Raw genomic sequence first — 13,268 nt, forward strand, 5'->3', positions numbered from 1 at the left:
TTCCCCCTTCAGTTTGCTTTCATAATGCTCTTATTGAACATACTTCGGCAAAACTTGCTTCGTAAGCGCTAATACACGCTGCGAAACAGCTGTTCCAGTTGCTGAACATTGACCTCGCGCGGATTGGCCGCGGTGCATTTGTCCTTCAGCGCCGCCTGGCTCATCGCGGACAGCAGTGCTTCATAAGCCTCCCGGTCGATGCCGGCCGCCTCCAGCGATGCCGGTGTGCCGGTGAGCTTCTGCAGCGCCCGCACCGCCGAAACGAGGCTGGCCACGCCCTCCGCTACCGTTGACGCCGGAAGATGCAGGCGACGGGCCAGCTTGCAATAGCGCGTCGCCGCCTGGCTCTCACCGCCGCTCTCCAGGTCAGCGTTGTATTCGATAATGTGGGGCAGCAGTATGGCGTTCGCCCGTCCATGCGGTAGATGAAAATGCCCGCCCAGCGTATGTGCCATGCTGTGGGTAATGCCCAGCGCCGCGTTCGTAAACGCCATGCCTGCCAGACAGGAGGCATTGTGCAGGCGCTCCCGCGCCTCCAGATCATCGCCGCTGTGATAGGCGCGCAGCAGATAATCAAAGATCAGCTCGACGGTCTTCTCGCAAAGCGCATCCGTATAATCGGAATGCTCGCTCGACACATAAGCTTCGATGGCATGCGTTAGCGCATCAATGGCGGTATCGGCGGTAATCTGCGGCGGCACGGTTCTCAGAAAGGCGGCGTCCAGGATCGCCACATCCGGGATGATGTCCTGTGAGACGAGCGGAATCTTCGTGTCGCCCAGCGTCATGACCGAATAGGAGGTCACTTCCGATCCAGTGCCGCTTGTCGTCGGAATGGCGATGAACAGCGGCTTGCCGCCGTCATCCGCATTACCGGCATGCTGGCGGGCGAACAGCAGAATGCTTTTGGCCGCGTCAATGGTAGATCCTCCGCCCAGGGCAATGATCAGATCGGGACGGAAAGCCAGGTACTCCTTCACTCCGGCGGCCACCGCCTCAACAGGCGGATCAGGCTGTACGCCGGTGAAGAGCCGGTAATCCTCCACACTGGTTTTCAGAATATGAATTAATGTATCCGCGAACCCGGCCTGCACCATAAAAGGATCGGTAATGACCAGTGCCCGGCGGTTATCGAGCAGTGTTAAATATTCAAGCGCGCCTGAATCAAAATAGACCTCCGTCTTTACACAAAAACGTTTCATTCCTCTGCCTCCGTTCCACGTCATTCGTCGGTCTGCAAATCGTCCACAATCCCGACAATGGACATATCTGCGGATAAGCGGATGTCCTCATACATGGAACTGCCCCAGTCAATCAGCACCAGGTCACCGATTCCCGCGCCAACCATATCAATGGCAACGAACACATCATCACCGGTCATTCTGCGCTTCTCGTCCACTGATTTGATCATAAGCAGCTTGGCGCCGATCAGCTTCTCACATTTCTGGGTAGAGACGACCTTGCCGATGACTGTAGCCAGATGCATGCTGTGATTCCTCCCTTATCCCATTAGTTGCCGCAGCAGCTGCTGTACGATCGCTTCCAGTTGGGCCTCATTCATTGCTGCCGGCGCCGCCGGTGCTGCCGATGCCGCCGCTGCCTCAGCCGTCACCTGTTTTGCCGCACACATCGGCACAGGCTCCCGCAAATCCTCCATCTCGCGCACACCATAGGCTAAGCGGCGGATGTTCAGCAGGTTCATCGGGCCGATGTTATCCGATGTGGAGCTGCCGCCAACCGCACCGCATCCCAACGTCATGGCCGGAGGAAGATTCGTGGTTGCCCCAATGCCGCCCAGCGCCGCCGGAGTATTAACAAGCAGGCGTGACACCTGCTTGTGGAGCGCAAACTCCCGGATCACAGCTTCATTGCGCGAATGGATCGTCATGGTATGGCCTTTGCCCTCCCCTTCCAGCAGCTCCATGCAGCGCTCACAGGCCGATTGCCAATCCTCTGCCTCATAAAAAGCCAGCACAGGCGTCAGCTTCTCACGGGAGTAAGGATTGCTGTGCGAAACGGTCGTCTGTTCCGAGATTAGCACCCGGCTTCCGGCCGGAATGCTGAAGCCGGCCATCGCCGCCAGTTTCTCCGGCGACTTGCCGACCGACTGCGGATTAATCGTTCCATTGCCCCGCAGCAGGAAGGAGCCCAGCCCAGCCGATTGCTCGCTGCTCAGGAAGTAGGCACCTTGCCGCAGCAGCTCCTGCACAACCTGCTGTCTGCTCTCCTTCTCCACCACAATCGATTGCTCGGAAGCGCAGATCACCCCGTAATCAAACGTCTTGCTGTCGATAATCTGCTTGACCGCGCGCGGAATATCCGCCGACCGCTCGATGAAGGCCGGGCCATTGCCCGGGCCGACACCGATGGCAGGTGTGCCGGAGCTGTAAGCCGCCTTCACCATCGCTTCCCCGCCGGTGGCCAGGATAAGCGAGGTGTCGCGGTGCTTCATCAGCTCGCTGGTGCCCGGCATGCTGAGAATAGACAGGCAGCCCAGAATGCCTTCAGGCGCTCCCGCCTGCACCGCCGCAGCGGAGAGAATGGCTACCGTCTCACTAATGCAGCGGCGTGCGGACGGATGAGGCGAAAAGACGATAGCGTTGCCTGTCTTCAGCGCCAGCAAGCTTTTGTAAATCACCGTCGAGGTTGGATTGGTTGAAGGAATCAGCCCGGCGATTACACCGACCGGTACGGCGATCTCCACGATCTGATCGGTTTCATGGGTGGCGATTACACCGACGGTCTTCATGTCCTTAATATGCCGGTGCAGCTCTCTGCTGGCGAATGTATTCTTAATGACCTTGTCTTCCCAGCGGCCAAATCCGGTCTCCTCGTGGGCCATTTGGGCGAGCTTGACGGCGGACTGTTCTGCAGCCGCGGCCACCTGCGCTACAATGTGATCAATTTGCTCCTGGCTGTAGCTTTGCAGAACCTTCTGAGCTTCCTTGGCGGCTGCGAGAATGACGCGAACCTCCTGTATGGATTGCAGATCATGATCCAGAATCTTCATTGCCGTTTCCTCCTGCTTCTTATGCTTGTTGCTCACTTACTTTTTTAGAAAACGAAGCTCTACCCTGCGAGCTTCCAGCAGCTCACGGGCCAGCGGGGTGATGATGGCATCCTCCCGCGCGCTCAGCGTCCCCCCTGAAATATGTTGCACATCGGCTAGGGTAATGACCGAATCCGGCAGATGGATGGCGTTCGGCGGGTTCAGAGCGGCTGCTTTTTCGCTGCCTGGCGAAATGCTGGCTGCAGGATCTCCCTCCGCCAGCAGTCCATGCGTGCTCAACGTTTCACGGAACTCCGCGAGTGTGACTACCTTAACGCCAAAGTCCTGCAACGTACGCTCATAACCCAGCAGCATCCTGTTGTACGCCGCGTTGCCGCCCATCCCGGCGGCGGCATGCACGGTATGTAGCGGATCGTAGCCGTCACGGACCGCAATGATCTCCTTGCGCAGCATGATCGCCGCGGCGATGCCAGCGGTAAGCGGGCTGTCGGTGATGCCAAGCGCGATCTTGCTTAATGCGCCCCGGGTGGCGAGCGGAATCAACACCAGCTCCGCCTCGCGCAAGGCTTGCTCGATCTCGGCCAACCCGGTTAATCTGCGCGCGGACAACCGGGACAGCAGCCTCTCATCCAGCAGGGGCAAGCCGGGGCTGTCATCGATGACGAGACTGTAGCGGTACAGCGGATAATCCGCCAGTACCCTGGCTACACTGTCTTCGTTCACTGTGCCTCCGCTGAGGAACACAACGACTCGCCTGCTCAGTGCGGGCAGCAGCGACTCCAGCATCTGGCGGATTAAGGCTTCGGTGTTCAACACAGCGCCCATCGGCTTCACCCTTGCCGCACTGCAGTGATCCGAACGGTGTCCCCGTTCTTCACCTCTGCCGCATTCGCCTCATCGGTATCGATATGCATCTCCAGCACGAACTCGCGGCCTGCACGGATACGTACATCATAAAACATGATTTTCTTGCCAGAGTCCGCCGACTCTACAGTGACTGAATCGCCGTTCTTCACCCCAAACCGGGTTGCATCCTCTTCACTCATATGAATATGGCGTTTGGCGCAGATCGCCTTATGGTTCATCACCAGCATGCCTTTGGGTCCGATCACACACAAGCTCGCGGAGCCTGCCGTATCCCCCGAGTCGCGAACGGGAGGGTTAATGCCGAGCGCAAAAGCATCGCTGCGCGAAATTTCGATCTGGCTGTTCGGCCGCAGCGGCCCCAGCACACGGACGCTCGGAAAGCAACCTTTGGGTCCGGCGATACAGACGGTTTCCGAAGCGGCGAATTGACCGGGCTGCTTCAGATTGCTTTTGACCGTCAGCTCATGGCCAGCTCCGAACAGCACCTCCATATCCTGGCGGTTCAGATGGATATGGCGGGCGGAGATTCCAACCGGAATGCTATAGCTGCGGTCTTTTACTTTAAGCGTGCTCGCGATTTCCGCCGCAAGACTTTGTACCAGCTGATTATTTATGTCCATCACGATTGACCATCCTTATTGGTTTTGGCTGAGTGCTGCCGATGGTGCAGACAGTGAGTGACCGGCTGGCCTTTCATCCTCCTACACAGCGGATCGCCGCATAGATTGCAGCTGACCTCTGTCCGCTCTACTTGCTCCACTTGCGGCTCTTGCTGCGGCACTTGCGACTCTTGCTCCAGCACTTGCGGCTCTTGCTCCAGCACTTGCGGCTCTTGCTGCGGCTCCTGCTGCAACTCCTGATCCGCAGCTTCGACCACTGGCGCCTGGTCCGCTTCCGGACCCGCTACCGTTTTCCCGCCTGCGGTTTCCTCCAGCGGCTCTACAGGCATCTGTTCCGCCCCCGGCTCGGTGAATACGGTTTCAGGAGAATGGATCAGCCGTCCGATCCCTTCCGCCGGGCGGGCAATGACAACCGCCGCTATAACCGTCCCCAGCTTGCCGGCGCTGTTCTTTGCTCCCTCTACCGCAGCTTTGACCGCACCCACATCTCCGGTAATTTTGACCACGATCCGCCCGTCCCGCGCTTTCTCGTACCCTAGCAGCTTGACATGGGACGATTTCATACAGGTATCGGCAGCCTCCAGCGCCGCCGGATAACCAATCACCTCAATCAGACCAAGGGCATTCTCATTCACAGTAGCCACTCCTTCAACGTTTTACATGTATGCTTGTGCTGCTCTACAGATTGGACTGTGTCATCGATACCGGGCTGTGGCCCATCGATCTCAGAACGCTTACGCCCACATCGCGGGCGGAGATCACCGCTTGGCGGACCGCGCCGGAATCGCCTGTAATCGTGACGATAATTTCGTTCGAGTGGGCTGTACCTTTATCCGGGCTGGCATAGGTTACAATCTCCACATTGGCTGTTTTGAGTGCGGTGTCGGCCATCAGCAGGCCAATCGCAGCCGGAGCACCCACCAGAATGCCGAAGGATTTGCCCGCCGGTGCGCCAAAAGCTTTCTCCAACGCCAGACTCGCACGTGCTGTATAATGGAGCTCCACATGTCCGGCATCGCAAGGGTAGACATCGCCGAAGGTGCGCGGCAGCTCTTTGAGCGCCACTTCCACTGCCCGGCGGGAGTCGGAGACATCCTCGGAGGCAAAAATAATGATGCAGCCGTGTCCGGCCCCGCCCTTGGTGTCCCGAGCCAACTCAATCGAGACCACTTCCGTGTTGGTCGCCTTCACCGCTTCGTCGGCAGCCATAATTTGCGGGCCTGCGCCGGTGCGCGAGCTGATGATGCCGATAGAACGGTATCTCGGGTCCAGGCCCATGCTCTCATGCAGATGGCGGTCCAGATTGGCGATCACCAGGCCCACGGTATCCCCCATGGCTGAGCCGACATATTCCGTTATCGCGTTGTAATCGCTTGTCACGTCTTGTTCCCTCTTTTCCGTAAACTGTTGGTTGTTCAGCGGAAGGCCTGCGGCAGCATCGGCTGCCGGGGCGGAAGGCACACCCCCGGGGCTTGCCTGGGCGACCGCTTCAATCACCTGCTTCAGAATCGCTTCATCCATACTCTCACCCCGGTTTTATTGTTCAGACAGCTTTGGCAAAATTTTCTCAACGTCCATATGCGGTCTTGGAATCACATGTACCGAAATGACCTCGCCTACCCGTTTTGCGGAAGCTACTCCCGCATCCGTTGCCGCCTTGACAGCGCCTACATCTCCTCTAACCATAACGGTTACCAGACCGGATCCGATTTTTTCATAGCCGATCAAGGTCACATTCGCAGCCTTTACCATTGAATCCGCTGCTTCGATTGCGCTGACCAGCCCTTTTGTTTCAATAAGTCCGAGTGCTTCCTGCCGCATAATTTTGCGCACCTCCATAGATTTGAACTTGCGTTCCATCTCCATTGTACGAAGAACGGGGCCGCAAATATTTGACTTTAACCACCCGAAATAGGATTATAACGACTCGCCGCCTGGTACTTTAATGACATGGCAAAAAATTACATGTAGTTAATATGCAATAATTGATTGCGCTTACAAATAAGCTGTGGCATAATCCCACTATCTTGACAGCTGTCTCCTTGTTGCGGGAGGAGCAGGGTTCGGTGAAAGTGCGTGTTCAAACCTCTGAAAGTGCGTGTTCAAAAAGTCGGTTTCTCAGCACCGAAGCGTATGCTTCCGAAGTGCGTTTTTTCAAAACGCTTTAGGTCGGATGAAGCTAGTAGACCATTCTGGAAATAACGTTAGCATGATGGCAAATGAAGACTTAAGAGAAAACGGCAAAATTAGTCTATGAAGATCTCGGGCGACAACATAAAGGAAAAAAAGGGCGCTATTTCAGCGATATCCCCCATGTTGCGTGAAATAGAGGAATTTTATGGCGTTATTCTCACGATTTAGTGGCGAAAGGCCGCCTTTCGACCTGTTCATCGAAAAATAAGACCCAATAGTTCCCCTATCGTGATGAATAGGCTCAAATTCGGAAAATAAGACCCTAAAGTTCCTCTATTTTATGGGGAACGATACTGAGCACAAGACTAATATAGAACAAAGTGATCCATGGCCCCTGTCCGCAGATAAGCCATATTATTTCCGGATCATTCTACTAGGGACTGAGTAGCGGAGCTGAACGTTTTCGGAGAAAACGGCTTCGGAAGTATATGCCCACCCGGCTGAATTCAAGATTCGACGCCGAAACCGCTCCCTGTCCCGCTTCGTGATAAGAAAAATATTTATCGATGTACCTTCTCGGAAGCCAGACCGCCTATAGCGGGGTAATTTATTCTTGCGATATAAGGAAGCCGACACTTAGATGTTACTTCTTTCTTATATCTTCAAAAGACGACTTTTTGAACTACTTCTGAAAGGAATGGCGATAACATGTCCGAAGTGATTCAACTTGCCGACATTATCGAAGTGGAAGCATTCAAGAGCATACAGGAGAAGCTGGCCAAAATCGTGATGTTTCCCGTTATTACGATTGATGCAGAAGGTAATCCGATGGGCGCGTGGAGCAATTTCTCCCCGTTCTGCAAGCTGGTGCGTTCTTCCAGCGAAGGAGAGCGGAGATGCATCAGCTGCGATTATGAGGCAGGGAAGCTGGCGATGAAACACCGCAAACCGCAAATCTACCGCTGTCATCTGGGTTTGCAAGACTGTGTGGCGCCAATCATTGCCGAAGGTTATTTTCTGGGGGCGGTGCTGGGCGGGCAAGTGCTGACGGATGAAGCGGACCGTGCGAAAATCGACGCCGAGCGCATCTCCGTTGAATTCGGGCTGCCGCTGCAGAAGGTACTGGAGGCGATTGGGCAGATTCCGCTCGTCAGCCGGCAATACCTGGAGGATTCGGTCAATTTCGATACCTTTGTTGCGAACTATATTGCCGAGATCAGTATGAAAAAAATGGTGCAGGAGCAATTTCTCAAGGAAAGCCGCGAGAATCTGTTGCTGGAGCAGAAAGCCAAAACGATGGAGCTGAAGCAGCTTCAGGCACAGATTAATCCCCATTTTCTGTTCAACACACTGAACACGATCGCCCGTATGGCCCTGATCGAAAATGCCCCGGAAACCGAAGAGCTGATCTATAACCTCTGCGACCTTCTGCACTACAATCTGAAAAATGTGGAGGAATTCCCTAAGATCCGCTCGGAAATCGAGTCGATCGAGAAATATCTCTACATCCAGACCCTGCGCTACAGCGACCGCATTCAATATGAGATCAAAGTCGATCCTGAGATTATGGATTACCGCATCCCGTCGATGGTGCTGCAGCCCTTGGTGGAGAATGCCTTCATACACGGACTGGAGCAGAAGCGGGACGGCGGCACCGTGTGGATCAGCGGCTGCCGAACGCCGGATAACCGGGTTATCATCACTGTTGCGGATAACGGCAGAGGCTTTAAGCCGGATATTCTGCGTGCGTTCGCCAACGGGGATGAGGGCAAGGGCACACATACGGGGATCGGACTATTCAACACGCATGAACGGCTGCGCGGCTATTTCGGCAAATCGTACGGCCTTAGCATCCGCAGCGAGCCGGATATTAGCACCTTGGTCCATATCACCCTGCCCTGCTTGAAGGAACATCTGCCGATCCGAATGGAGGATGAACATTTGTGATTAAACTGATGATTGTTGAGGATGAGCCACTGGAGCGAATGGCGCTGCGTAAAATCATTCAAAGGCTGCCGCTGGACCTGGAGGTGGTGGAGGATGCGCTCAACGGCGAGGAGGCGGTCCACAAGGTACAGCTGTTAGGGCCGCAAATTCTGCTAATGGATATCCGCATGCCCGAGAAGAACGGACTGGAGGCTCAGCAGCAGATTATCCGCAGATTCCCGCTGACGAAGACGATTATTCTGACGGCCTACAGTGAATTCCAATATGCCCGCGAAGCACTGCAGTGTGGGGTCATTGACTATCTCCTGAAGCCAGTGCCGCCCCGCCAGCTTAAATCTGCGCTCGATAAGGCGATCCAGTCCTTAAATCAGGGCAAAACGATGGACGCAGAGACCATCCCTGCCGTTCCCAAGCCGGACGAAGATCTGATTGAGACGGCACTGCGATATATTGAACGGCACATTACCAGCGAACTGACTCTGTCTGAGGTTGCCGCCTTCATTCACCTGAATCCGCAATATTTCAGCCGCCTGTTCAAAAGCCGCACCGGGGTCACCTTTACCGAATACGTCTCCGTGCAGAAGATCAGCCGGGCCAAGGATATGCTGCTGCACAGCAACCTGCCGGTCTACCGGGTGGCGATTGATCTGGGGTTCTCGGACGCGGCCTATTTCTCGCGTGTCTTCTTCAAATATGAACAGCAGACTCCGCTGCAGTTCAAGAAGCAGGCCGAGCTGGCCCTGCGCGAGCGCACAAGAAGACAATAAAGCAGCGATTCCTCCATGATCGGAGAACCGCTGCTTTTTGGGGGACGCCAGTCCGGCATAAAGGTGATGTCTCCCATTCTTGATCGATCCCCCTTACCCTTACGTAACCTCCGCCTAGCGATACAGTTTTGGGTCATAAGGCTTGGGAATCGGCTCTTTATTTTACAAATACCGGTCCGTTAGAATTTAAAACGCCGCTTTTTCGGGCAAATAAAGGCTTTCATGTCCGTTAGCCGCGAGCGGTCAGATCCATCGCGTGCAAAATGCTGGCCCATGGATTATACAAACTTATTTACTGGCGTGCCATCATCATAATCCCTTTTTTCGTAATTACGTAATTATCGGGCAGACAGGTAGTGCCGGGATGATTGCGGCAGCGGTCATAAAGCGCCTTGAGATCCAGTTGAAAATCGCCGCGCGGCCGTTTCGGCTCCTTGATCCCCCAATTTTCCATGCACTCCAGGATCAGCCGCTGCGTCTGCGGGTACATGCTTGCGGCCTCCAACAGGCAGCCTACGCTCCCTAAACGGGTATTCTCGTCGTACTTCGGTTTTAGCTTGAAAACAAGGTCCGTCACTAAATGCCACAACCAAACCTGGCAGGTTTTTTCGCTGTCCGGAATCGGAGAGTCAAAAAACCCCTTCCGCAAGGCCGCCCATAAAGCCAGTAAACTGTCGCCAGCCAGTTCAGGGGTTTTATAGTTATGAAAATTTGTAAGCAGCGCGTTGATCCGTCCGGAGATATCGATCCCCCGCTCCGCCAATCTCCACCAGACGCGGCACTTCAATTCTTCCGTTTGCGTATCGCTATAGTATTGAGACAGCAACAGTTTCAGCGCTTCCTCAGGCAAAGCAACGCCCAGAGACAGCATTTCATCCACGAGCGCGGCGGCCCGGTACTGGACATAAAGTTCGGTTTCCGTTTTGTCGGCTGCCTTTTTCTCAATATGCATCAATCTTGCTGCCGGGATGAGATACGCCTCTGGATTTACGCTATCCGCCCGCAGGCTTTCATAGGCTACTTCCAGCAGGTCGGCCGTAAGTTCGGAGTCCCTTAATTCGGTGATAAAACCTGTACTTCCATCGATCTGCCCGGCCCCTGCCAAACGTTCCGCGATCCAGAGAACCGCGCCTTGCGCTTCGCCGGACGCCAGCATCTCTTCAACCAGCATCTCTTTCCGTTCTTGGCGCTGCTCCTGGCCCGCTGCGGCAAAAGCCTGCAGCTTCCCTTCTATCAGCTTCTCTTTGGACATCGTCGTTCTCCTTTCAGATTTGCGGTTGACCGCCCCGCCGTTCTATTCGTCCTCTTCATCCAGACATATTTGAATAAAAGAAAACAGACTGGCCGCTTCAACGGAACGGTTCCCCCAATCATGCCAGAAGTAGAGCACCTGTCCGACTTGGCCCGCTTCCGCCGGGTCCATGTCCAGGCACAGGTAGTCCCCGCCGCCGTTCGACGCGATCGGAATCCACTTGTCATTCCATAGCAGCGGCTTGATTTCTTGCCCAATGTCCGGCTCCATTTCATCCGCTTCAAACTCTTCCCGCAGGAAGTTCCAATTTTCCACAATTTCCTCGAGCGGGCTGAGCGTCAAATTCCTCACAAACGGCTCCGATCCCAGATCCCAGTCCTGCCCGTTATGTACTTGATAGAAAGCTTTCATTTCCTCGGGAAGCTTCAACCCAAGCGCCTTCTCGGCGTGCTCGAACTCCGCTTCACCGGCACCGGGCCGCAGCCTTAGCGCCTCCTGAAAACCGGTATCCTTAGCCGCCCCCTTACCGATAATCAAACTCCATAACCGTTCTGCTTGCTTTAACAAGTCGAAGCCCTCCCTTTCAGATACGAATGCGGCTTAAAGCGCCCCTTCATAACGTTGCAACTCCTTCTCAATGTATGCCCAGCTATGGCTGAACTCTTTGAAAACCCAGCCTGTCTCTTCAATCGTTTTGTGGCTTTCCGTACCTAACAGCAGTGTTCTAATGCCTTCTTCACAGCCCTCCCCAACGATGAGCGCCATTGGAAACGGGTCGTCCAAATATATATCGGCGCCGATGTCAAAAACTTGCATGAGCCTGTCCCCCCAAGCGTACGTCAAAGCGCTGAAATCAAAAATCAACGCCGCAGGCTCCCACGCCGCTAAACACGCCTTCCCGATCGCCCGCATAAACGCGGCATCCGTATTGCCGCTGGACCCGTACCCGTATTCCCCTATAAATTTCAAGATCATAATATCAAGATAATTAAACGTTTGAGATTGTCCCAAATAAACCTCATAGGCGATATCGCTTAATTCTTCGAGTCTGGCTCGTTTTAAGTCTATTTCCATAAGCGCCTCCAGGAATAAAGATAAAAATCAATTTGGAATATTACAAAGTTCCTCCCCCCCATCTGCTACAATAAGTTTAATATGAAGAGAAATGATAGGGGAGTCGAAATTGAAAATACTTCGGGAACATCGCTGGGATTTGACGGAGGCGGAAGCCATTCAACTGCAGCGGGAACTGGCTGAAAAAGTGATCAGGCAGGATGCATTTCCTGAGCCGATCCGTTACATTGCCGGCGTAGACGTAGCTTACAGCGAACAAAACGACCGCTTAATCGCCGCGGTTGTCATTTTGGAAGCAGATACCCTGAAACTTGTGGAATCCGCGGTCGTTGAAGATACCGTTCACTTTCCTTATGTGCCGGGGCTGTTCTCCTTTCGGGAGCTTCCACCGATCATTAAGGCATTTGAGCGGATCGCCACTCCCCCGCAACTAGTCGTATGCGACGGCCAGGGGTTGGCCCACCCCAGACGGTTCGGATTGGCCTGCCATTTAGGCGTGCTGTACGATCTCCCCGCCATTGGATGCGGGAAGACCAGACTTTGCGGCGATTATACGGAGCCGGAATTGCACAGAGGCGCCTTCTCCCCGCTCACGGACGGGCGTGAAGTGATCGGGCATGTCCTCAGAACGCAGCGTAATATCAAACCGATCTTCGTATCGGTTGGCCACCGGATATCCTTAAGCACAGCTTGCGAGTGGATCTTAAACCTGACGCCCAAATACCGTTTGCCGGAAACGACCCGGCTGGCCGATCAACTGGTGAAAAAGACGATGGCAGAATAAATCTCCATTAGGGCTGCTTATTTTTGTTCGTATAATTGAGGTATGCGGTGCGACATGCTAAGATAACAATAGAAATAAGGAGCCGGCGGCCACCGGCTCCCTTTTAAAAAATTCACATCCCTAGCTCTTCAATTTTTTTATTCAACGTGTTCACTTGGTACATTTCTATTACCTTACCCGATTCGTCTTTTCTATTCACAATCTCGACTTCCGGACCGGCTTCCAGTTCTTCGTTGTATTCCGCACTGCTGTTAAGCTCTAGAAGACTTGTATCCTTCAAATGTAAATAATCTTTAGTAAGCTCGAGAGGATCGTATCGTTTTAATCCCTTATAAGGATCCCTAACGAGTATTCTCTCTTGATAATATACTTCATTCAACTCATCAATTGCTTGCTCCAAGCTTAGCCGAATATGTATTTCATCTTCTAAAAAAGTAACGGTTCCCTTCCCCTTTCCCGCGTCATCATCAAATATAAAATCAGCCTTGTTATCCACCAACTGAAAATCAGCTATTGAATCCGTAACTCTGACTGGATTATATAAGAATATGCTAATAGTCCCTTCATTTTCGCGATTTTCATTCATGGATATCTCTACGCTATTTAGACAATCACTGCACATGTATTGATTAAAATCTTTATCTGTCCATGATCCCTGATAATTTTGCAATTCTATTTTTGCGGGAGCTTTGGGCTCAACAACCATATTTTCTTTGCTTCGGTGAGCATTACAGGCAACTAACAATATTAGCAAAAACAAACCGCATATTAACTTGTATTTCATCCGATTTACAACCTCTTTCTTAGTATATGC

The 13,268-nt window shown here is 53.6% G+C and carries 15 protein-coding genes; 3 read left to right on the top strand and 12 right to left on the bottom strand.

Annotated features, from left to right (window positions below):
• Positions 1-68: 68 nt before the first annotated feature.
• The 8 genes from EHV15_RS01665 to pduA are packed head-to-tail and all read right to left on the bottom strand — an operon-like array spanning position 69 to position 6,318.
• Complete coding sequence (locus EHV15_RS01665) at positions 69-1,202, bottom strand: 1-propanol dehydrogenase PduQ (protein ID WP_128629749.1); 1,134 nt, start codon at positions 1,200-1,202, stop codon at positions 69-71.
• 20 nt (positions 1,203-1,222) lie between these two features.
• Positions 1,223-1,486: a EutN/CcmL family microcompartment protein gene (locus EHV15_RS01670; protein ID WP_036619984.1), complete on the bottom strand. Its 264-nt coding sequence runs from the start codon at positions 1,484-1,486 to the stop codon at positions 1,223-1,225.
• Between the two features lie 15 nt (positions 1,487-1,501).
• A complete protein-coding gene (locus EHV15_RS01675) occupies positions 1,502-3,010 on the bottom strand; it encodes an acetaldehyde dehydrogenase (acetylating) (RefSeq protein WP_128629750.1) in 1,509 nt (502 codons plus the stop codon).
• A gap of 36 nt (positions 3,011-3,046) precedes the next feature.
• Entirely contained in the window at positions 3,047-3,835 is a 789-nt protein-coding gene (locus EHV15_RS01680) for a hypothetical protein (protein ID WP_128629751.1), read from the bottom strand.
• A gap of 5 nt (positions 3,836-3,840) precedes the next feature.
• Positions 3,841-4,497: a phosphate propanoyltransferase gene (locus EHV15_RS01685; protein WP_128629752.1), complete on the bottom strand. Its 657-nt coding sequence runs from the start codon at positions 4,495-4,497 to the stop codon at positions 3,841-3,843.
• Positions 4,497-5,132 carry a BMC domain-containing protein gene (locus EHV15_RS36280; protein WP_178075714.1) on the bottom strand — a complete coding sequence of 212 codons (636 nt, stop codon included), beginning with the start codon at positions 5,130-5,132 and terminating at the stop codon, positions 4,497-4,499. Before EHV15_RS36280 ends, EHV15_RS01685 begins: the two co-directional genes overlap by 1 nt.
• Before the next feature lie 43 nt (positions 5,133-5,175).
• Positions 5,176-6,018: a propanediol utilization microcompartment protein PduB gene (gene pduB / locus EHV15_RS01695; RefSeq protein ID WP_128629754.1), complete on the bottom strand. Its 843-nt coding sequence runs from the start codon at positions 6,016-6,018 to the stop codon at positions 5,176-5,178.
• Positions 6,019-6,033: 15 nt separating this feature from the next.
• The gene (gene pduA, locus EHV15_RS01700) at positions 6,034-6,318 is read right to left on the bottom strand and encodes a propanediol utilization microcompartment protein PduA (protein ID WP_124333160.1); all 285 of its coding nucleotides are present in this window, start codon (positions 6,316-6,318) and stop codon (positions 6,034-6,036) included.
• Between the two features lie 1,020 nt (positions 6,319-7,338).
• Here pduA and EHV15_RS01705 point away from each other — a divergent pair.
• Together EHV15_RS01705 and EHV15_RS01710 are read left to right on the top strand one after the other, a co-directional pair.
• A complete protein-coding gene (locus EHV15_RS01705; protein ID WP_128629755.1) occupies positions 7,339-8,577 on the top strand; it encodes a sensor histidine kinase in 1,239 nt (412 codons plus the stop codon).
• On the top strand, positions 8,574-9,344 hold the full coding sequence (locus EHV15_RS01710; RefSeq protein WP_128629756.1) for a response regulator transcription factor: 771 nt from the start codon (positions 8,574-8,576) through the stop codon (positions 9,342-9,344). Before EHV15_RS01705 ends, EHV15_RS01710 begins: the two co-directional genes overlap by 4 nt.
• A 292-nt stretch (positions 9,345-9,636) precedes the next feature.
• Here EHV15_RS01710 and EHV15_RS01715 read toward each other — a convergent pair whose 3' ends face one another.
• Genes EHV15_RS01715 through EHV15_RS01725 form a run of 3 tightly spaced genes read right to left on the bottom strand, consistent with a single transcriptional unit; the run spans position 9,637 to position 11,670 of the window.
• Positions 9,637-10,596, bottom strand: a complete 960-nt coding sequence (locus tag EHV15_RS01715) for a hypothetical protein (RefSeq protein WP_128629757.1) — start codon at positions 10,594-10,596, stop codon at positions 9,637-9,639.
• A 42-nt stretch (positions 10,597-10,638) separates the two neighbouring features.
• A complete protein-coding gene (locus EHV15_RS01720; RefSeq protein ID WP_128629758.1) occupies positions 10,639-11,163 on the bottom strand; it encodes an SMI1/KNR4 family protein in 525 nt (174 codons plus the stop codon).
• A gap of 33 nt (positions 11,164-11,196) precedes the next feature.
• The gene (locus EHV15_RS01725) at positions 11,197-11,670 is read right to left on the bottom strand and encodes a hypothetical protein (RefSeq protein WP_128629759.1); all 474 of its coding nucleotides are present in this window, start codon (positions 11,668-11,670) and stop codon (positions 11,197-11,199) included.
• 109 nt (positions 11,671-11,779) lie between these two features.
• On the opposite strand from EHV15_RS01725, the gene nfi reads away from it, so the two are divergent.
• The gene (gene nfi, locus EHV15_RS01730; protein WP_425464423.1) at positions 11,780-12,454 is read left to right on the top strand and encodes a deoxyribonuclease V; all 675 of its coding nucleotides are present in this window, start codon (positions 11,780-11,782) and stop codon (positions 12,452-12,454) included.
• A 112-nt stretch (positions 12,455-12,566) separates the two neighbouring features.
• On the opposite strand, the gene EHV15_RS01735 is transcribed toward nfi, so the two are convergent.
• Positions 12,567-13,238, bottom strand: a complete 672-nt coding sequence (locus EHV15_RS01735; protein WP_128629760.1) for a hypothetical protein — start codon at positions 13,236-13,238, stop codon at positions 12,567-12,569.
• Between the last annotated feature and the right edge of the window lie 30 nt (positions 13,239-13,268).

This window comes from Paenibacillus oralis (genome assembly GCF_003863965.1).
Classification (GTDB): domain Bacteria; phylum Bacillota; class Bacilli; order Paenibacillales; family Paenibacillaceae; genus Fontibacillus; species Fontibacillus oralis.